22 protein-coding genes and 2 pseudogenes are annotated in these 17,742 nt (G+C 63.0%); 11 read left to right on the top strand and 13 right to left on the bottom strand.

The features are described 5' to 3' along the window. Positions 1 to 139: 139 nt before the first annotated feature. Positions 140 to 781: a DinB family protein gene (locus M0954_RS15555; protein WP_297354142.1), complete on the top strand. Its 642-nt coding sequence runs from the start codon at positions 140 to 142 to the stop codon at positions 779 to 781. Here the strand turns inward: M0954_RS15555 and M0954_RS15550 are convergent. From M0954_RS15550 to M0954_RS15510, 9 genes and pseudogenes are all read right to left on the bottom strand, one after another. Continuing rightward, a pseudogene (locus M0954_RS15550) lies at positions 782 to 889 on the bottom strand (hypothetical protein); the annotation flags it as partial. It lies immediately after the preceding gene. Positions 890 to 921: 32 nt separating this feature from the next. Beyond that, positions 922 to 2,070 (bottom strand): DUF1501 domain-containing protein, encoded by a 1,149-nt coding sequence (locus tag M0954_RS15545; protein ID WP_133893936.1) that lies wholly within the window; start codon positions 2,068 to 2,070, stop codon positions 922 to 924. Between the two features lie 5 nt (positions 2,071 to 2,075). Next, entirely contained in the window at positions 2,076 to 3,518 is a 1,443-nt protein-coding gene (locus M0954_RS15540) for a DUF1800 domain-containing protein (protein WP_297354139.1), read from the bottom strand. Positions 3,519 to 3,621: 103 nt separating this feature from the next. Next, positions 3,622 to 4,119, bottom strand: coding sequence for a periplasmic heavy metal sensor (locus M0954_RS15535; protein ID WP_297354137.1), 498 nt, complete (start codon positions 4,117 to 4,119; stop codon positions 3,622 to 3,624). Beyond that, positions 4,116 to 4,538, bottom strand: coding sequence for a hypothetical protein (locus M0954_RS15530; protein WP_122157215.1), 423 nt, complete (start codon positions 4,536 to 4,538; stop codon positions 4,116 to 4,118). The genes M0954_RS15535 and M0954_RS15530 overlap by 4 nt, the downstream gene beginning before the upstream one ends. Beyond that, entirely contained in the window at positions 4,535 to 5,167 is a 633-nt protein-coding gene (locus M0954_RS15525) for an RNA polymerase sigma factor (protein ID WP_122157216.1), read from the bottom strand. The genes M0954_RS15530 and M0954_RS15525 overlap by 4 nt, the downstream gene beginning before the upstream one ends. Positions 5,168 to 5,353: 186 nt before the next feature. Next, positions 5,354 to 5,644 carry a YXWGXW repeat-containing protein gene (locus M0954_RS15520; protein WP_122157217.1) on the bottom strand — a complete coding sequence of 97 codons (291 nt, stop codon included), beginning with the start codon at positions 5,642 to 5,644 and terminating at the stop codon, positions 5,354 to 5,356. Positions 5,645 to 5,763: 119 nt separating this feature from the next. Further along, on the bottom strand, positions 5,764 to 6,054 hold the full coding sequence (locus M0954_RS15515; RefSeq protein ID WP_122157218.1) for a type II toxin-antitoxin system RelE/ParE family toxin: 291 nt from the start codon (positions 6,052 to 6,054) through the stop codon (positions 5,764 to 5,766). Then, positions 6,041 to 6,283 (bottom strand): type II toxin-antitoxin system Phd/YefM family antitoxin, encoded by a 243-nt coding sequence (locus tag M0954_RS15510; RefSeq protein ID WP_074267148.1) that lies wholly within the window; start codon positions 6,281 to 6,283, stop codon positions 6,041 to 6,043. The genes M0954_RS15515 and M0954_RS15510 overlap by 14 nt, the downstream gene beginning before the upstream one ends. A 213-nt stretch (positions 6,284 to 6,496) precedes the next feature. On the opposite strand from M0954_RS15510, the gene M0954_RS15505 reads away from it, so the two are divergent. The 5 genes from M0954_RS15505 (at position 6,497) to M0954_RS15485 (ending at position 10,483) form a co-directional block, all read left to right on the top strand. Further along, positions 6,497 to 7,315 carry a helix-turn-helix domain-containing protein gene (locus tag M0954_RS15505; protein WP_122157219.1) on the top strand — a complete coding sequence of 273 codons (819 nt, stop codon included), beginning with the start codon at positions 6,497 to 6,499 and terminating at the stop codon, positions 7,313 to 7,315. Between the two features lie 185 nt (positions 7,316 to 7,500). Beyond that, on the top strand, positions 7,501 to 8,463 hold the full coding sequence (locus tag M0954_RS15500; protein WP_122157220.1) for a zinc-binding alcohol dehydrogenase family protein: 963 nt from the start codon (positions 7,501 to 7,503) through the stop codon (positions 8,461 to 8,463). A 76-nt stretch (positions 8,464 to 8,539) separates the two neighbouring features. Further along, the gene (locus M0954_RS15495; RefSeq protein ID WP_122157221.1) at positions 8,540 to 8,716 is read left to right on the top strand and encodes a DUF1427 family protein; all 177 of its coding nucleotides are present in this window, start codon (positions 8,540 to 8,542) and stop codon (positions 8,714 to 8,716) included. A gap of 100 nt (positions 8,717 to 8,816) precedes the next feature. Continuing rightward, complete coding sequence (locus tag M0954_RS15490) at positions 8,817 to 9,767, top strand: LysR family transcriptional regulator (RefSeq protein ID WP_297354135.1); 951 nt, start codon at positions 8,817 to 8,819, stop codon at positions 9,765 to 9,767. Between the two features lie 122 nt (positions 9,768 to 9,889). After that, positions 9,890 to 10,483 (top strand): DUF4337 domain-containing protein, encoded by a 594-nt coding sequence (locus M0954_RS15485; protein WP_122157223.1) that lies wholly within the window; start codon positions 9,890 to 9,892, stop codon positions 10,481 to 10,483. Here the strand turns inward: M0954_RS15485 and M0954_RS15480 are convergent. From M0954_RS15480 to M0954_RS15470, 3 genes are all read right to left on the bottom strand, one after another. Beyond that, the gene (locus M0954_RS15480; protein ID WP_122159330.1) at positions 10,480 to 11,754 is read right to left on the bottom strand and encodes an RNA polymerase sigma factor; all 1,275 of its coding nucleotides are present in this window, start codon (positions 11,752 to 11,754) and stop codon (positions 10,480 to 10,482) included. The two genes, M0954_RS15485 and M0954_RS15480, sit on opposite strands and share 4 nt — an antisense overlap. Before the next feature lie 119 nt (positions 11,755 to 11,873). Then, positions 11,874 to 12,287, bottom strand: coding sequence for a YciI family protein (locus M0954_RS15475; RefSeq protein ID WP_122157224.1), 414 nt, complete (start codon positions 12,285 to 12,287; stop codon positions 11,874 to 11,876). Positions 12,288 to 12,462: 175 nt separating this feature from the next. Further along, entirely contained in the window at positions 12,463 to 12,816 is a 354-nt protein-coding gene (locus M0954_RS15470) for a YciI family protein (protein ID WP_122157225.1), read from the bottom strand. 204 nt (positions 12,817 to 13,020) lie between these two features. Here M0954_RS15470 and M0954_RS15465 point away from each other — a divergent pair, with 204 nt between their 5' ends. The 4 genes from M0954_RS15465 to M0954_RS15450 all read left to right on the top strand — a co-directional run bounded on the left by M0954_RS15465 (position 13,021) and on the right by M0954_RS15450 (position 16,314). Further along, positions 13,021 to 13,209: a glycine zipper 2TM domain-containing protein gene (locus tag M0954_RS15465; RefSeq protein WP_122157226.1), complete on the top strand. Its 189-nt coding sequence runs from the start codon at positions 13,021 to 13,023 to the stop codon at positions 13,207 to 13,209. Positions 13,210 to 13,299: 90 nt separating this feature from the next. Next, positions 13,300 to 13,653, top strand: coding sequence for a DOPA 4,5-dioxygenase family protein (locus M0954_RS15460; RefSeq protein WP_122157227.1), 354 nt, complete (start codon positions 13,300 to 13,302; stop codon positions 13,651 to 13,653). A 433-nt stretch (positions 13,654 to 14,086) separates the two neighbouring features. Beyond that, the gene (locus tag M0954_RS15455; protein WP_122157228.1) at positions 14,087 to 15,295 is read left to right on the top strand and encodes a hypothetical protein; all 1,209 of its coding nucleotides are present in this window, start codon (positions 14,087 to 14,089) and stop codon (positions 15,293 to 15,295) included. A gap of 218 nt (positions 15,296 to 15,513) precedes the next feature. Continuing rightward, positions 15,514 to 16,314 carry a resuscitation-promoting factor Rpf1 domain-containing protein gene (locus M0954_RS15450; RefSeq protein ID WP_166660876.1) on the top strand — a complete coding sequence of 267 codons (801 nt, stop codon included), beginning with the start codon at positions 15,514 to 15,516 and terminating at the stop codon, positions 16,312 to 16,314. 25 nt (positions 16,315 to 16,339) lie between these two features. Here M0954_RS15450 and M0954_RS15445 read toward each other — a convergent pair whose 3' ends face one another. Further along, positions 16,340 to 17,134, bottom strand: coding sequence for a sulfite exporter TauE/SafE family protein (locus M0954_RS15445; RefSeq protein ID WP_297354132.1), 795 nt, complete (start codon positions 17,132 to 17,134; stop codon positions 16,340 to 16,342). A gap of 326 nt (positions 17,135 to 17,460) precedes the next feature. Between M0954_RS15445 and M0954_RS15440 the strand changes: the two are divergent. Further along, positions 17,461 to 17,742, top strand: a pseudogene (locus tag M0954_RS15440) (hypothetical protein); the annotation flags it as partial.

Raw genomic sequence — 17,742 nt, 5'->3', positions numbered from 1 at the left:
GTGCCGCACTCAAGGGGATTTCGTCACACGCGTCTCTGGGTGCTTCCGCACCTTAACCCGCCGCAATACTCCGATCAACTGGGTATCGTCTCCCAAACGCTCTTTTTAAAATACGCTGCCGTATTTGCAGGCAAGCCGTATGCAAAACGTAAATGAACCGCGACCAACACACAGAAACGAAAGCGGACGTAATATCAGGCTCAAAGGCAGAAGTGCCTTCTTTGATTATCAGACCCCTGCATGGAGATTTTGTGAAATGAGCGAAAGCACTCTTGGTATGTTGACCCGCTACAATCGCTGGGCCAACCGGCGCATCTTCGACGCAGTCGCCGTGCTGCCGGATGACGAAGCGCTCAAGCGTCGCGAAACGGTTTTTGGCAACATCGTCCACACGCTGAGCCATTGCTATGTCGTCGGTGAGATCTTTCGTGCCCACCTCGAGGGGCGGGAGCACGGCTTCTCAAGCCGCAATTTCAGCGAACCCATGCCGTTAGCGACGTTGCGCGAAATGCAGCAGGAAATTGACAACTGGTATATCGCTCGCAGCGACGCCTTTACGCCGCACGATGCGGAGGAAACGGTCCACTTCAGGTTTGTGGGTGGCGGCGAAGGCGCCATGACGCGTAGTGAGATGGTGCTGCATGTCGTCAATCACACGACATATCACCGGGGCTTTGTGGCGGATATGTTTTGTCAGATTCCGGTCAAGGCGCCAGTTACCGACCTGCCCGTGTACGCACGCGAAGAGCGCGCAGCGCGCGCTCCTCAACAACCGGGTTGATCAGTTCGGTACCCAGTGTCCGTGCACCCATCCCCAATGGTCGCCTTCCCAACGGTAGTGACCCTTCATCCAGTGATAGCCGGGCGCGGGTTGAGGTGTCTTTGAAACTGCAGCTACACATCCGCGGCGTAGACTGCGCGCTAGCTACGGATCAAACCTGTCATGGGTTGCGTGGACCCCGCTTGCGCAAAAAGGGCCGCCGCGGTTCGATGCGGATCGAGGCCAAGACTTTCGCTCGCAGCGCCCGCGATCACCGCGTCGAGTCCGGTCGTGGGCCTGAGGTCGCGTCCCTGATAGAGCTCGTTGGGTTTCAGTCCCGGCCAGTCAGCGATGACGCGTCCACCGTTCACGGCCCCGCCCACCACCATCGCCACCGATCCCTGTCCATGGTCCGTGCCCCCCGTGCCATTGGCGGCAGCGGTGCGGCCAAACTCGGTAGCCACCAGCACCGTCGTCTTGCCCCACAGTGGGCCGAGACCGTCGCGCAAGGAAGCGAGCATCGTGTCGAGCGCTTTTAGCTGATTGGCAAGACGCGGGTTCTGCGCGCTGTGCGTGTCCCAGCCGCCCGTTTCGATCATCGCCATGCGTGGGCCGTCGTCGCGTGACAAAAAACCCGCGGCGAGTTTGCCGAGGCTGGCCGGGTCCTGACGCGCACCGGCGTCGCTGGCGAGGCCGCGCGCCGTCATGGCAGATTCCCATAACGGCCTGAGTTGCGCGTCCTGGTTGTAAAGGTCCGATACCCGCATGAGCAGATCGTCGGGCGCCTGCGGTAAACCCGAGGGCGCGTACGATGTCACATCGGCCTTGCCGCGCAGCGCCATCGGCACAGTCGGCGCAAACGCGATAGCGTTTTCGTGCGTAGCGGGCATCATCGCGACCAGACGGTTGAGCCAGCCGTCCTTCACCTGGTACGCTGAAGTGCCGCCCGTCTCCAGCACGTTCTGACCGTCGAAATGCGAGCGGTCGCGGTATGGCGAGGCCACGGCATGCACGAACAGCGCCTGGCCCGATGCGTACATCTTCGCGGTTTCGGCGAGCGAGGGATGCAGCGCGAACGTGCCGTTGAGTTTGGTCGCGGTGGCCGGATCGATGGCGAGCGCGCCACGCAAGCTCGCATACGAAGGCTCGGCGTACGGCACCACGATATTCAGGCCATCGGCGGCACCGCGCTGGATCACGAAGACGAAGCGGCGGTCCGTTTCGACCCTCGCGAAGGCCATGTGTGGCGAGACGAGAATCGCGCCGGCACCGGCTGCGGCGAAGTTGAGAAACTGGCGACGGGACATCATGGCGTTCATCTCCGTTGAAAATCGGGCGACACGAGCAGCAGCGCAATCGCCGTCGAGGCGCTCTCAGCGCGTGACACTGCAGTCGCGGTCGGCGCACTGATGGAGCCGACCAGCAAGGTCTGGCCGAGAGTGCGAGGGTCAAGCTGGTCGCCGACACGCGCAGCGAAGCGTTGCGCGACTTCGACGCGGCGCACCAGCGCATCAGGCGCGGCCCAGCTCGCGGCGATATCGTCGTAGCCGGCGGGCGAGCCCGGTCGCCAGACCGGCTCGCCGAGTTGCGTGAGAAGCGGTGCGCCCTGCAGGTTGCCGACGTCTTGCCAGCCGAGGCCGCGCATCGAGGATATGGTCCATTCCCACGGTGTTTTGAATTTCACCGCCACGGGCGACCAGGCTTCCGGCGAATCGATCAACGCACGATAGACCGTGGGCAGATCACCACCGCTGCGCTCGAACGCATTGGCGAGCCGCTCGGTAACCGCGGGTGGTGGGTTATCCGAAACAAAATGACGCGCCAGTTTGCCGGCAATGTGTTGCGCGGTAGCATGCGAAGCGGCGAAGTCGTGCAGGACCGCCAGCGCCTGATCCTCGCCCTGCTGATCGTAGCGGCGCCCCAGGATGGTCCGCGAGCCGGGCTCATGCAATTGCTCGCGAAACACAAAGCTGCCAGGCGCGGCGCCATTCGGCTGCGGCCCTCGCACACCGGCTACGCTCCAGCCCGTCAATGCGCGTGCGAACTCGGTCACGTCGGCCTGCGTATAACCGCTGCGCACGCCCAACGTGTGCAGCTCCATGATCTCGCGCGCAAGGTTCTCGTTGAGTCCGCGCTTGTTGTCGGGATTGCGTTGCTCCGCACGCATCGCCGCCACGCTGTCGGGGCCTACCGAGCGCGTCTGATCGAGAAAGATCTGCATCGCGGGATGCTGCTCTACCGCCACCAGCATGTCGTCGAAGCGGCCCAGCACGTGCGGGCGGATCGCTTCCATTTCGAACGCGCCGGCCAGTGCCGCGACTTGCGGCTTCTCAGTCGATACCGCGAAATGATTCGCCCAGAAATGAACGAGCCGGTCGATGAAGGGCGTCGAACTCGTCAGGGCGCTACTCACGCGCACATTCACCGCCGTGCGGTAGACATCGCGGATTTCAGCGCGCATCGCTTTGTTCGCGGCCTGCTTTGCAGCTTGCTTGTCTGCCGGATTCGCGGCCGCATCGGAAGCCGGCGCGGCGTTGGCGTTGGCGTTGGCATTCTGCAACCGTTGCTCGCCCAACTGGGTCGCGAGCGCGACCGCCCCCGGTTGACCCGCCCATGCCGCGGGCAGAGGCTGATACTGATCGAACTGTGAGAGCAGCCATCGCTTCGGATCGGCGGGCGGCGCGTCTTCCGGGCGAGCACCGAGACCGAAGCGGTTCAGCGCAATTGCCGCGGCATTGTCGTTGGGTGACGGAATCATGCGCGCTCCTTCGAACGTTGCGTACCTTCTTTAAACGTTCGAAGCTGCGGTTTCCGTCGCTGCCTACCGAAGTTTTATTCGAGCGGGACGAAGATCGTCTCGCTCATTGATTCGCCGGCCGCTTTTCCTTTGGTGGCGCAGGCGGCGGTTCACGCCAGTTGCCTGCCTGCTTCAGGCCTTCGGCGAATTTCACGCGCTCGTCCGGCGTGAGCGTCGTCGCAAAGTTGGCCACGCTGTCTTCGACCTCGGTACGCAGCGCGATATCGGCTGCTCGGGTGCGCTGTAACGCGGCGTCGAGCGCGGTGCGATCGAATTGCGGCGCGGCCAGTAGCGCCAGCACTTCGTGACGTCCTTCGCGGCCCTCCCGCGCATAGTCCTTACCGTCGCGGCGCGCTTCCTTGAGTCCATCGAGGAACTGCTTCTGACGCTCGGACGAGAGTCCATCCGTGGCAAAGCGCAGCGCCGTGCGCTGTTGCGGCGCCTTGGCGACATTGTCGTGTGTGGCAAACCATTGGTACGCGCCGCCTGCAATGCCGCCCAGCAGAAACACGTTGAACACGAACGAGCCAGCTAGCAGGAGCTTCCATGTACGATCGCTCATTCGCCGCTCCAGTCGGCGGTTGAACCGTCGAAGCTCGAAGCCAGATAGGACGGTGAGTCATGCGTCTGCGGCGGCTGGCCGGTCAGGACAAAAAACGACACCGCAAAGGCACCCGCCAGGCCGCCTGCTAGCCCGATGCCGGCATACGCGGCGCCCTGCCACCAGAGCCGCACGCGATGCTTCGCCGGGCGCCGGGTGGGCGCCGCCGCAACAATGCGCTCAACCAATTCGCGCTCCGGCGGCGCGACCGTATGGTCTGCGAGCCACGCATCGAGGCTGACCGACTCGGCCAGCACGGCATCGGCCTCGATCCGATGCAGATCGGCCCAGCTCTCGGCCGCCGCGCGCTCTTCGTCCGGCCAGCGGCGCGGATCGGCGCCGTAGGCGTCGACGATGGTACGAAATCTCTCAGGTGTCATGGCAGATCCTTGCTAAAGCCACTGTCGGCCAGTTGCGCGCGCAGACTGCGACGCGCACGCGCGAGCAAACTTTCCAGGGCATCGACGGTAATGCCCATCAGCGCGGCAGCTTCGATATTCGAGAGCTCCTGGTAGTAATTGAGTACCAGGGCTTCGCGCTGCCTTACCGGCAGCGCAGCAAGCGCCGTGCGTACATGTTCGTCGCGCACACGGGCTTCAAGTTGCATGTCGGGCATGGGTTGGGGATCGGCTTCGTCCGGCAGATCGGCGACGGGGTCTTCGCGCCGCCCTCGCAAGCGGTCGTAACAGAGGTTCAGCGCCACGCGGTGAATCCACGTGTCGAATCGGGCCTCGCCCTCTTTCCAGTGCGGCGCCTGTTTCCAGATCCGCACGAAGGCCTCTTGCGCTACGTCTTCCGCTTCCATACGGTCTCCCAACATGCGCGTCGCGAGCGCGAGCAAACGCGGCAGCTTGCGCGACACGAGCGTGCGCACCGCCGCCGGATCCTGCTCGCCGACCCGAGCGACGAGGTCCGCGTCGGGATCGCGCTCGCTCAAGGCGCGCGGTCCCGTGATATCCACGGCATGCGCGGCGGCGTGCGCCGCGGTTGCCGTTGCACCCGGACATATCGTGTCGCGACACGAGCATTTCTCACTTGCCGTTGCTCCGAGAGGGGGCGCTTTGCGCCTGTTTTAAGCTTGTTATCGACCTTCTGTGGAATCTGGTTCAGGACTGGGTGAATCAGTCCTGAAGCTCGTCAATCGCGACGACCGAGTCCTCAATATAGGGATCAGAGGGCTAGCGGCGCTAGCAGGTTACGCCCAGTGACCCTCCACCCAGAGCCAGTTCGGGCCGCGCTGCGCCCAGTGGCCCGGCACCCAGTGATAACCGACCCGGACCGGCTGCCAGTGACCCGGTATCCACACGTATCGACCGTGGTCCCAGCGCCAGTGGCCGTGATCCCATGCATACCCAGCGCGCGGTGCGGGCACGATCTCGACGCGCGGCGCAGGCGGGGCGACGATGATCGCTTGCGCGAAGGCGGCGGAGGCTGACAGCGCTACCGTGGCGGTGACCAGCAGGCGTGTGAGGGTTTTGTACTTCATGTAAGGCTCCCGTAGGTTTAAAGAAAGCGGATTAGCTCCGTTATGTCTTAAACGCGGCTGCCGGGAAAATCCGTCGCGGGTTGACGCGCTTTTGTGAAAAAGCCCGCGGAAGCGGGCTTTTACTTCAATCGAGCTATGGCCGAAGAATAGACGGCGCTACGCTCCCGCTTTCCTACTGCAACTACGATCACAGTGACTTTGCTGTCGACGACGCGATACACCAGTCGATATCCCGAGGCGGTCAATTTGACCTTGTAGCAATCAGGAAGCGTATTAAGACGCGCCGATTCGACACGTGGATTTGCCAACCTCTCAGCCAGTTTGCGCTTGAACTGCTCACGGACCGTGCTGCCCAGCTTCTTCCACTCTTTAAGAGCGACTTCTAAAAACTGCAGGTCATAGGTCTTCAAGTCGCACGCTCACAGCTTTTTCGCCGCTTCGCGCCCTGACGATTTCTGCCAGCTCGATATCCTCAAGTCTGTTACAAATCGCTTCCCACTCTTGAGCTGGGATCAGATACGCGACCGGTTTGTTACGGTTCAGCACCGCGATCGGACCGTCTGCTTGCTCAATTGCTGCGGTCGGGTTGACCTTGAGCTCGCTGATACCGATTGAGGCGCGGGCAAGAATGCTTTCCATGGTGGTCCCTCTAGCGCTATAGGCCAAATCCTGTGGATTAAAAGACCTTTAAAAAGCACTAATAATAGGTCTTTTATTTGGTCTCGTCAACCGCAGCATGGTTATCGAAGCTTCGGAGCCGAACCCGTCTGTCCCCGTCTACGCACACCAAACCGCTCGCGGCGTTATGCTTATGCGCCTGATCCCGCGAAGCCATTTCGACCCGGAAACGCCGTGTCCCAAGCCCGCCCTCCTGAACTTCCCGAAGACGACGACGCTCACTCGCTTGCCCGGCGCTACCCGCGCGGGCTGCATATCGAGCCTCACTCGCACACCTGGGCACAGGTGCTGTACGCAGTTGCCGGCGTAATGTGGGTCGAGGTCGGCCGCGAGGCGCTGGTGGTGCCACCGCAACGTGCTGTCTGGCTACCCGCCGGCACCGTGCACTCGATCCATATGATGAGCGAGGTGGAGATGCGCAATATCTATCTGCACAAACGCAACGTCCAGCACCTCAGCAAGCAGAGCGACGTCTTCGAAATCAACGGTTTGATGCGTGAGCTCATCACCACGATCGCGGAATACGAACACAACCACGCGCGCGACAACGCGTATATGGAAACGGCCTACAAGCTCGCCATGCTGGAACTGGGGCACGCGCCCCGCTCCTCGTTGCGCATTCCGCTTCCCGACGCGTCGGACCGCCGGCTCGACGCGCTGTGCCGGGCGGTGATCGACAATCCTTCGATTGCGGTCAGCTTCGAGCAGCACGCCGCCTCGGTCGGCGCCAGCGTGCGTACTCTGGCGCGGCTCTTCACGCGCGAACTCGGCATCGGCTTCTCCGAATGGCGGCGCCAGGTGCAACTGGCCGTGGCCGTCTCCGGGCTGGCGGAAGGCCGCTCGGTCAGCAGCATCGCGCGTTCGCTCGGCTATCTGCCCAGCAGCTTCAGCGATATGTTCCGCCGCGAGCTCGGCGCCCCGCCTACCGAATTCGATCCGCAAGAAACCCTCAGCACGGGGCGCGAGGAATCCCGCGCTCCGGCTGGAGGCTAAACGTACGCATCAGGACCAGGAGCGAGACGCGGCGGAATTGCGCGGTGAAGGGTTCGAGCAGAGCTCGCCCGACTGTTTCACCCCTGTCCGAAACTCGAAAGTCCTTGTCTCAACAAGGCCATCGCGGACACCTAGAATGGCTTCAACGCTGCACCACGCGGCCCAATCCACTCAGGAGAGTTTCGATGAAAACCATTCAGTTCAAGTCGTTTGGCAGCCCCGATGTACTGGAATACGTCGAGGTCCCGACACCGAAAGCCGACGCCGGGAACGCCGTCGTGCAGATCAAAAGCGCCTCGGTGAATCCGAGCGACGTGAAGAACGTTTCCGGCCACTTCGACCACACGGTTTTGCCGCGCACGCCGGGCCGCGACTTCAGCGGCGTCGTCGTAGACGGCCCTGCGGAATGGATCGGCGCCGACGTCTGGGGTACCGGCGGCGACATCGGTTTCACGCGTGACGGTACGCACTCTGAGTTCATCAAGATTCCGCTTGCCGCGTTGTCGCGCAAGCCGAAAACACTGAGTCACGAACAGGCCGCCGCGATTGGCGTGAACTTCGTGGTCGCATGGCTCGGCACGGTGGAATACGCACAACTGAAGACGGGCGAAACGATTGCGGTGATCGGCGCTAGCGGCGGCGTGGGCGGTGCAGTGGTACAGATCGCCAAATCGCGTGGCTGTCGGGTCATCGGCGTCGACCGTCATGCGCCGCTGGCGGATTCCCCGGCGGGTCGTCTGATCGACGAGTTCGTGCAAATCGACGAGCACACGTCCGAGCGCGTCAAGGCCTTGACCAACGGTGGCGTGGACGTGGTGTACGACGCGGTCGGCGGCGTGACGTTCGAAACGGCGTTGAGCCTCGTCAAGCGGCGCGGCCGGGTGGTCGAGATCAGCGCGACCGGCAAGCGCCGCGTCGAGTTCGACATGATCGACTTCTACCATAACGAGACTCAACTGCTCGGTGTCGATAGCGCCAAGCTGGGGGTCGCCGAGTCGGCCCGCCTGATGACAGCGCTGGTCGAAGGCTTCGAGAGCGGCGCGTTCCAGCCGCCGGCGATCGCGCAGCGCTTCACACTCGAGCACACCCGCGAAGCTTATGAGGCGGTCACCGCGGGCACCCGTGGGCGCGTCGTCATCACGATGTGAGTCCGGTTCGGGCGGTGGGTCTGGATACCCGCCGCCTGCCATGGTTAATGGCTACTTGGCCAATGGGTGATCCATCATGAAAGCGTATTTCGTTTCCTTGGCAGTCGGCCTCGTGGTAGGCCTGTTCTACAGCGTCGTCAACGTGAAATCTCCGGCGCCGCCGACCATCGCGCTGGTCGGACTGCTAGGCATGCTCGGCGGCGAGCATCTGATCCCGTTGCTGCGCACACTGCTCGGTTTTAGCGTGAACTAGGGCTGCAGTAGTCCTCGCTGCCCGGCGTATCGGGTGCGGACTATACTGATGCCCTTTGAGCCGGTAAGTTGGCCCTCATGCATCCCAGTCCCGTCTTCCAATGAATACCAAGCGGCAATTCGACGATCTGCTGCTCGGCAGCATCGAGTTGTTCTGTGCCGCCGCGGAGCTGGCGAGTTTCACCGCCGCTGCGACGGCAGCCGGCGTCACGCCCGCGGCGGTCAGCCGTTCCGTGTCGCGTCTCGAGGAAAGGCTGGGCGTGCGGCTGTTCGTGCGCACAACCCGGCAAATCCGGCTGACCGAAGCCGGCCGTGTCTATTTCGAACAATGCAGCGGCGCACTCACACAACTGGTCGACGCGGAACGTCTCGTCACCGGCCAGCAAGCGACGCCGTCCGGCATGCTGCGCATCAGCATGCCCACGCCGTATGCGCACTATCGGGTGCTGCCTCTGCTGCCTCTCTTTCGTGAGCGCTACCCACTCGTGCGGGTCGACGCGCACATCAGCAACAGCAACATCGATTTCGCGGAAGACAGCTACGATCTGGCCATCCGCGGCCGCGCACCGGCCGACTCCAACCTGATCGCACGCAAGCTCGAAGACGCCGAACTGGTCGTCGTGGCGACGCCGGCGTATCTCGCGCAGGCCGGTACGCCGCGATCGATCGACGATCTGCAGCACCACGAATGCATTCAGTTCGACCTTCCCAGCACGGGCCGGCGCATTCCATGGACGCTCGCCAAGAACGGCGAGTTCGTCGATTTCGCTACCGACAGCGGCTATACGATCGGCGGCGATGTGCTCGGCGGAGCGACGCTCGCGCGGCACGGCGCAGGCCTCTTTCAGACCTACCGCTTCGTGGTTGAACGTGATCTGCGCGAACGAAATCTTATCGAGGTCATGCGGGACTTCGGCGGCGCCACGCGGCCGTTCGTGCTTCTCTATCCCCATGGGCGGCTTCTATCCGCCCGCGTGCGCTGCTTCGTGGATTTTCTGGTCGAGCAGCTCGCGGATCGCGGCGCTGCGCGACCCCCAACACAAACACGCTAAGATTGAGCCTCGCGCGAGCGTGCACCACGGCCAACGGGTGCGGCCTCGCGCAGGGCTGCGCAGATCGCTGCGCCGCCGCGTTTCTTCATAAAAACTCAATACGCTAGCCGCGGGAGTGTTGGATGTCTGATGAATATGAAGTGCATGGTCTGCACGATCATGCTGTAGAGCACGTTGGCGAGGGGCATAGCGCTCATGCGGACGCCGATCCGTTTGCTAGCCGCATGGCGGTGATGACGGCCATTCTCGCGACGATCGGCGCGATCTACGCCTATCAGAGCGGCACCAGCGAAAATCTCGCGCTGTACTACAAGAACGAAGCGGCCATCAAGAAGACCGAGGCCGCCAATCAATGGTCGTACTACCAGGCAAAGGGCGAGAAAGAAAACCTCGCGGAACTGGGCGCTTCGTTGTCGACGCCGGGCAGCGACGCGCATGCGAAGTTCGTCGCCGATGTCGACAAGTACAAGCAGCAGAAAGAGCCGATTCGCGCCAATGCCGAAGCGATCGAAAAGCAGGTGAGCGATAACGACGCGCGCAGCGAAACGCTGATGCACGGTCATCACCGTTGGGCGCAGGCCACCACGCTGATCCAGATCTCGATTGCGCTGACGGCGATTACGTTGCTCACGCGCAAAAAGTGGCTGCGTAATCTGTCGATGGGTGCTGCTGCAGCCGGCATTCTGTTTGGTGCGGCAGCGTTTCTGTCCTTTTAGGCAGAGACCGAGCGCGCCCGTTCCAGTAGCAGCTCGCGCTCGCGCGCATTGCGCGTCATAGCGGCGGCGCGCTCGAATTCCGCGCGCGCCTCGTCGCCTCTTCCAAGCTTCGCCAGCAAATCCGCGCGTACGCTAGGCAGCCAGTGGTAGTTTGCTAGCGCGGGGTCGGCGGCCAGCACGTCGACAATCTCGAGCGCTGCCGCCGGGCCAAACGCCATACCGACGGCGACCGCCCGGTTCAGCTCCACCACGGGTGACGGACTGATTTGCGCGAGCGCGTCGTACAGCGCGACGATCTGCACCCAATCGGTCTGCTCAGCGGTATGCGCACGCGCGTGACATGCGGCTAGCGCCGCCTGCAACGCATAAGGGCCACTGGCGCCGCCGAGCGACTGGGCGCGCTCGAGCGCGGCGAAGCCGCGCCGGATCAGCAGCGTATCCCAGCGGCTGCGATCCTGATCGAGCAAAAGCACGGGACGGCCCTGCGTGTCGACTCGCGCGGGCGTACGCGAAGCCTGAATTTCCATCAGGGCGACGAGGCCATGCACCTCGCTTTCGTCAGACACGAGGCCAGCCAGTACTCGCCCAAGCCGCAGCGCTTCCTCGCATAAGGCTGGACGCATCCAGTCGTCGCCGGCAGTGGCCGAATAGCCTTCATTGAAAACCAGGTAAATCACTTCGAGCACCGACGCGAGCCGCGCGACCCGTGCGTCTGCACGCGGCACCTCGAACGGCACCTTGGCAGCAGTCAGCGTGCGTTTGGCGCGCACGATCCGTTGCGCGATGGTCGGCTCGGGTACTAGAAAGGCCCGCGCGATCTCGTCGGTCGTCAAACCGCCGAGCAGGCGCAGCGTGAGCGCCACGCGCGCGTCGGTGGAAAGCACCGGGTGACACGCGGTGAAGACGAGGCGCAACAGATCGTCGCCGATGTCATCCTCGCGCGCGGCATCGAGCGCATCGACAAAGTCGGGCACGAGGTGGGCCTCCTGTGCGTCCAGGTCACGGCCGAGCTCCTCGCGCTTGCGTGCATGCAGCACTTCCTGGCGCAAGCGGTCGAGCGCACGGTTTTTGGCAGTGGCCATCAACCAGGCTCCAGGATTGTCAGGCACGCCCCGTTCAGGCCAGTGTTCGAGCGCAGCGACCAACGCATCCTGCGCCAGCTCTTCCGCGACGCCCACATCGCGCACCATGCGCGCAACGCACGCGATGACCTTCGCAGACTCGATGCGCCAGACGGCCTCGATCGCGCGATGTGTCGCCGCTGGGTTCACCGCCACTTCAGATCACCGCTTTTCACCGCCTGCTCGCATGGGTTCGAGAGGCTCAACGCGCAAGCGTGCCCGTCGAGACCCATGTATCTGTGCATGATTCGGTATCCTGACAACATAGCCTAGCGCCGCCCCGCGTCCAGTTCGCGAATGCGGTCCACGGAAGGCCCCGGTTCGAAGTCGTCCCATTCGAACAATTGCCGCACTTCGATCTCTCCATCGGCATGCTCACCGAACGGCGCCGGAAAGCGGCGCGCCCATTCCATGGCCTCTTCACGCGAGCGCACCTGTATCAGCGTATAGCCCGCCAGCAGTTCCTTCGTTTCGGCGAACGGACCGTCGATCACGGTGCGCTTTCCCTGCGAATAATGGATGCGCCAACCCTTCGAAGTCGGTTGCAATCCGGTTGCGTCCAGTAACACGCCGGCCTTCGCCAGCTCCTCGTGATACGCGCCCATCACGGCCATCAGGGATTCGTCCGGCCTGGCGCCGGATTCGCTCATCGCGGTCGCTTTCACCATGATCATGAATCGCATTTCGTCGCTCCTCGTAGTCGTGGATATCGAGCCTGCTTGAGTGCTTTGGAGGCTCTTCATTCACACGACGCGCGACGCATCGCTGAATCGACACGAATTTCGCTGATTGGGGGAAACCCTGGGGGCTACGACACTACTCACCGAGGCCGGTGCTCGGCACTCGCGCCATCCCGCTTCATTGATAGCAAGGACCGACCTCGCGAACTTCGACAGTGCACCATTGCGCGGCCGGACAGCCCGTCGCAATCGCCACCGCTTCTTCGCGCGTGTCGACACTGAGCAGCAGGAAGCCGCCGACCATTTCCTTGGCTTCGGCGAACGGTCCGTCAAGCAGTCTCGGCTGACCGCCACGCACCTGCACACGAACGGCATCTCTCGTGGACTTCAACGATTCGCATGCGAGCAGCAGGCCGCGCTCGCGCAGATCATCGGCGTAGTTCGACATACGCTCGTAGAGCACCTGTCCTTCCTGCTCGGTGCGTTCGTTACGCTGGTTAGTGGGCTCGACGATGAACAGCATGTAGGCCATGAGGAACTCCGATCGGTGGATATGCGCAGCCTTGCGCACGATTTGCGAAGGCAGTCTACAAGCGCAGCCGGATCGACGCAAACACATCGAAATACTTCAGCCTTCGCTTAACGCAGGTTGCTCCTCGAAACCGCAGTGCACAACCCCGTTCCGGCACGCGCTTTGCTCATTGAGCAGATATCAAGTCGGAAAACGAGGTTGAAAATGAACACTCGATCCAGGTGGACAGGCATCCTAACTCTCGTGGTTTTAGCCTCTCTTGCGACCGGCTGCACGCTGGGCGGCGCGGCGGCAGGCGGTGTAGTCGGCAACGAAGCCACCAATCACAGCACAGCGGGTACCGTGGGTGGCGCTGTGGTCGGCGGCGCGATCGGTTATGAGCTGGGGAAATAGGGCAGTAAGTTTGACACGCGGAACGAGGCGGAGCACACTGCCTCGCTCCCGCGAGCGCGGCCAAAGACCTGACCGAGTTACCTTCAGCACATGACCCATTCAGCCGTACCCGCCGTTCACAGCTGGCATGCCCACGTGTATTTCGATGCCGAGCATCGCGATGCTGCATGGGCGTTACGCGAGCGGATTGAAGCCCATTTCGCGGATAAGCTGGAACTGGGCCGTTTTCACGAGCGCCCGGTAGGACCGCACCCGCAATGGTCATATCAGCTTGCGTTCGCCCCCACGCAGTTCGCTGAGATCGTGGAATGGCTCACGCTCAATCACGGCGCGCTCGACGTCTTTCTGCACCCCAATACCGGCGACGATTTACGCGATCATCGCGACCGTGCGGTATGGATCGGTCGTTCGTACCAACTCAAGCTGGAAGTATTCGGCGTGTGATTGAGCAACCGGCGTCGGCAAAAACGTGCGGATCGAACGCCGCGACTTCAATACTGCACCGATCTCGTTGAGCGTTTCGTTCATCGGTGTGTCACTCATGCGAATAGCATCTCCAATCACCTGCGCCACATTGGCCAGGATCCACGCGCCGGCTGGCACCGGCTTCAAACGATTCTAGCCAACCCGCCGCGACTTGCTCGCGAGAGGCAGAAGCGGCCAAACCCTGGCCCGTAGGCCGCAGGCCACCCAACGCACGGCCACCTGAAGCATCCTTCACACGAAACCTTCAAGAATTGCCGCGCAGGGCCGTTAATCCTTACATGCTCCTAATTTGGGCAATCCGACGGGTGCGATTTGCAACGACTGCCATTGCCCCGCCCGGCACAGCGCCCTCGATCGACCGTATTCGCTCGCCTTCTCGCCTTTGCACAACATGGGATTTCTTAACGCGCTGTTAGGACGCAAACCGTCGCCGGATGCGTTCGCCGCCCTGTTCATCGAAACCGCCCAACATCGGGGCTTCGATGCCTCGCTGAACTACAACGCCGACGAATTCCGGCTTGAGTACGGCGACAACGCGGTCTTTAACCTGCATCACGCATACCGCGCCTATTGCGGTAGCGACAGGGCATCCCGCGAGGCTGCGATAGAGGGATTCGTCGCGACGCTGTGCGCGAGTCATCAAGCCGCCCCCGAACGCTTGTCCGAGGCGCGTGCGATGCTGCGTCCGCTGATCCGCGGCCGCGGCGTGCTCGAAGACGTGCGTCTGCATCAATTGCGCACCAACGGTAGAGAGGCGTCATTCGCACCCGCATGGCGGCCATTCGGCGACGACTGCGCCGTCCTTCTCGCACTCGACTATCCGGAGTCCACTTCGACGCTCATGAGCGGACCCGTCGAATCGTGGGGCATTGCGCTCGACGATGCACTCGCGATTGCACGCGACAACCTGCGTGACATCACCACCGACGCGTTCGTCGAAGTGGCGCGTGGCGTATATCGCGGCGACTGGCACGATGGTTACGACGCGAGCCGTGCGCTGTTGCCCGACCTGCTGCACCGCGCGCCGGTGCATGGCGTTCCTGTCTTTATGATCCCCACGCGCGACGTGTTGCTCGTCACCAGCGACAAGGACGACGGCGGCATCGCGCGCATGCTCGAGCTGAGCCGCGAAGCCGCGCACACCGGCCGCCCTGTTTCGCCGTTCATGTACTGCTACCACGAAGGCCTGCGACGTTTTACGCCGCGCCAGGTCCACGTGGTGCGCCGCCTCGCACAGTTGGTCCTGCGTTATCACAAGGAGGACTACGATTCGCAAAAGGCCGCGCTCGATCGTCTGCATAAGCAGGAAGGAAGCGACGTGTTCGTTGCGAACTACCTGCTCTATGGCACCAAGGACGATGCCGGCGAGATGTTCTCGGCTGCAACGTGGACCGCCGGCGTCGAATCCTTGCTGCCGCAGGCCGACCGGGTCGTGCTGGTGCGTCCCGAGACCGGCGAGACGCGTATCGTCCCGTGGCAGCAGATCACGCCGCTGGTGGGCAGCCTGCTCGAAGAAGAACCGATGTATCCGGCGCGTTATCGGACTTGCGGCTTTCCTGACCCGGGCCAGTTCTCATCATTCGCGCGCAGCGAGTCGTAGACGCCCCTCCCTACGGACTCGTTCCGCCCTGGTGCCCGCTTCACGCTGTCAATCGGCGTGAACGGCACATTGCTCTTTCCTCGCCTTACAAACCATCAACCTCTGGCCCCGTCGCTCCGATAAACAGTTCGATCAGGCTCGTGATGTCGAAGTGAGTTCGCCCTTCGATGACACGAGCGCCTGCGCTATCCAACGTGTTTATCTGGAGGAAATGGACCATGTCGATCGATTCGTTCGGTATGACGATGGCGTCACTGCCGATGCCCGCCGCGCCGCCCGCGTCGCCGGTGGAAGCCGTGCCCGCGAAAAAGCAAGCCACTTCGGCGGAGTCGTCGACTTCGACTTCGACTGCAAGCACCGATCCGCTGATGGCCGCGCTTCAGCAGACCCTGTCGCAACTCGGCTACAACATGCCGTCCGGCTCGCTCGCGACCGACGCCACCGATGGCACTAGCGCCGCTAGCGGCACGGGCGGCGCCGATGGCACCACGACGATCACCGTCAGCGCGACCAGCAGCGACCCGGCCAGCACAGGCGCGCAGTTCCTCGCCGCGCTCTATCAGGCGCTGTCGCTCCAGCAGTCAATCGCGTCGAGCAACGGCAGCACCTCGACTGGCGATAGCTCGGCGAACGCAATTGCCAGCTTTACCGATGCGGCGACGTCGGGCGGTGGCGTGAGCGCCTATCGCGACCTTGGCTCGCGCATTGCGGACCTGTCGAGCGCATCGCGCCCGGCAGTCGAAGATACCGATGCCGATACCGACGCAGGGGAATGGGACGTTGAAGTCGACGACGTAGAGGAGACTTCCGAACCCGAGGAAGCCGAGGCAGCCGACGGCGCTGATCCGCTCGACACTGCCATGTCGAACCTGAGCAACGCATTGCAGGCGCACGTTGCCGCGCTGGACCAGGACCCCGGCGCGACGGTGACGCTGTCCGATGTGCTCGACGGGCTCTCGGACACCGCCAGCAGCCTGAACTGGCAGCCAGTGGGCGTACTGGTCGACGTCTCCGCCTGAATCGGCGTTGGGATAAGGGCGGTGCCTACAGAACCCCGGACTTCCAGATCATCTGTGCGGCCGCCACGAGAACGAACAGCAGCACGAGCTTGCGGAAGGTTGCGGGCTGCAGTTTGTCGCGCAGCGGACGTGCGATCAGCATGCCCGCGATCACCGGGATGCTCGCGGCAGCCGAGATGGCGAGATCGAGCCAGCTCGCGTGGGCGCCGCCACTAAACGCGGCGATCAGCGAAATGATCGAGACCACCAGGATGATGGCAATCTGCTTGGTAAACGCTTTGCCGGTGGCCCCGGTTGCAATCAGGTACATGGCCAGTAGCGGTCCCGGCACGGAGGCAATGCTCTCCATCACGGCCGCCCCGAAGCCGAGCACCAGCCCCACGGGTTTGGTGAGGCCCGGCGATAGCGTGAGCCGGGGCGAGGCGAACAGCAGCAACGCCGCGGCGATCAGGGCAATCCCGGCGGCGGCCTGCGCGCGATGAGGAGCGAGCGAAATCAGCATTGTCACCCCGACGATGTTGCCTAGCACCGTGCCGACCAGCGGCGCCGCGATCCGGCGCACGGTGGCAAGCATCTGGCCGCCTTCCAGCGCCTGCGGGATATTGCCGAGAATGATCGGCATCGACAGCAGCAGCACCGCCTGCCTGATCGGCAGAAAGTGGCTGAGGATCGGCATCGCCACCAATGGCACGCCGATGCTGACCACCCCTTTGACCATGCCGCCCAGCAGCAGCGCGGCGAAGATGCCGAGTAACGCGTACGGATCGAGCGTCTGCAGAGCGGGGCCTAATACGCCGTCGGAGAGATTGATGTGAACCATGATGAGTGAGGTCTGCCCGCTATGACTGCGGATTGGCGGTTTTGGGTATCGCGCAGTGAATTTTTTGTGTCTTCGCTGACCCGCCATGCAGGCCCGCCGACCGGTGAGCGCCTGTGCCCGCCGGAGCCGCATGATACCCCGGGTGCGCCGCGAGTCACCCGGCCGGCCTTTGTGCATCATGCGGCCTTACATCGCCTTACCAACCCTAAAGATACGTTTCTGCGCGGCCGAAAAATCAGGCAGGGCGACATCGCACTGCATGCCGGCTGCCCGGTTACGCAAAGCGACGCCGTCCCAGATGGATACAAGGATGAGGAAAGATTGCCATGCAAGTTAGCAACGCCGCGGCATCACCTACGCTGACGCAGACGGACGCCAGCGGGAGCACAACGTCGAACTCACCGGAGTCTGCCGCTAGCGATACGCCGACGACCTCCGTTAGCTCGCCCGCGGCAAGCCCGAGCCAGGACGCGGCCGTCAACATCTCTCCGGAAGGGGCGGCAATTTCCGCGCAGGACGCGAGCAGCACCCAGAGCAACGCGAGCAATAGCGACGACTCAGGCGGCACCACCGACGTCTCGCCACTCAAGTCGCTTACCTACGGCACC

It is taken from the genome of Paraburkholderia sp., assembly GCF_026225065.1.
Lineage (GTDB): Bacteria > Pseudomonadota > Gammaproteobacteria > Burkholderiales > Burkholderiaceae > Paraburkholderia.
This window is presented reverse-complemented; position numbering and strand designations above follow the sequence as displayed.

Bases quoted from the DNA above. Each gene is read 5' to 3' on its own strand.
- M0954_RS15465 (WP_122157226.1), top strand. From the start codon at position 13,021: ATGAACACTCGATCCAGGTGGACAGGCATCCTAACTCTCGTGGTTTTA.
- M0954_RS15490 (WP_297354135.1), top strand. From the start codon at position 8,817: ATGAATACCAAGCGGCAATTCGACGATCTGCTGCTCGGCAGCATCGAG.
- M0954_RS15540 (WP_297354139.1), bottom strand. From the start codon at position 3,518: ATGATTCCGTCACCCAACGACAATGCCGCGGCAATTGCGCTGAACCGC.
- M0954_RS15510 (WP_074267148.1), bottom strand. From the start codon at position 6,283: ATGGAAAGCATTCTTGCCCGCGCCTCAATCGGTATCAGCGAGCTCAAG.
- M0954_RS15500 (WP_122157220.1), top strand. From the start codon at position 7,501: ATGAAAACCATTCAGTTCAAGTCGTTTGGCAGCCCCGATGTACTGGAA.
- M0954_RS15445 (WP_297354132.1), bottom strand. From the start codon at position 17,134: ATGGTTCACATCAATCTCTCCGACGGCGTATTAGGCCCCGCTCTGCAG.
- M0954_RS15545 (WP_133893936.1), bottom strand. From the start codon at position 2,070: ATGATGTCCCGTCGCCAGTTTCTCAACTTCGCCGCAGCCGGTGCCGGC.
- M0954_RS15520 (WP_122157217.1), bottom strand. From the start codon at position 5,644: ATGAAGTACAAAACCCTCACACGCCTGCTGGTCACCGCCACGGTAGCG.
- M0954_RS15535 (WP_297354137.1), bottom strand. From the start codon at position 4,119: ATGAGCGATCGTACATGGAAGCTCCTGCTAGCTGGCTCGTTCGTGTTC.
- M0954_RS15555 (WP_297354142.1), top strand. From the start codon at position 140: ATGCAAAACGTAAATGAACCGCGACCAACACACAGAAACGAAAGCGGA.
- M0954_RS15485 (WP_122157223.1), top strand. From the start codon at position 9,890: ATGTCTGATGAATATGAAGTGCATGGTCTGCACGATCATGCTGTAGAG.
- M0954_RS15475 (WP_122157224.1), bottom strand. From the start codon at position 12,287: ATGCGATTCATGATCATGGTGAAAGCGACCGCGATGAGCGAATCCGGC.
- M0954_RS15495 (WP_122157221.1), top strand. From the start codon at position 8,540: ATGAAAGCGTATTTCGTTTCCTTGGCAGTCGGCCTCGTGGTAGGCCTG.
- M0954_RS15530 (WP_122157215.1), bottom strand. From the start codon at position 4,538: ATGACACCTGAGAGATTTCGTACCATCGTCGACGCCTACGGCGCCGAT.
- M0954_RS15450 (WP_166660876.1), top strand. From the start codon at position 15,514: ATGTCGATCGATTCGTTCGGTATGACGATGGCGTCACTGCCGATGCCC.
- M0954_RS15470 (WP_122157225.1), bottom strand. From the start codon at position 12,816: ATGGCCTACATGCTGTTCATCGTCGAGCCCACTAACCAGCGTAACGAA.
- M0954_RS15460 (WP_122157227.1), top strand. From the start codon at position 13,300: ATGACCCATTCAGCCGTACCCGCCGTTCACAGCTGGCATGCCCACGTG.
- M0954_RS15455 (WP_122157228.1), top strand. From the start codon at position 14,087: ATGGGATTTCTTAACGCGCTGTTAGGACGCAAACCGTCGCCGGATGCG.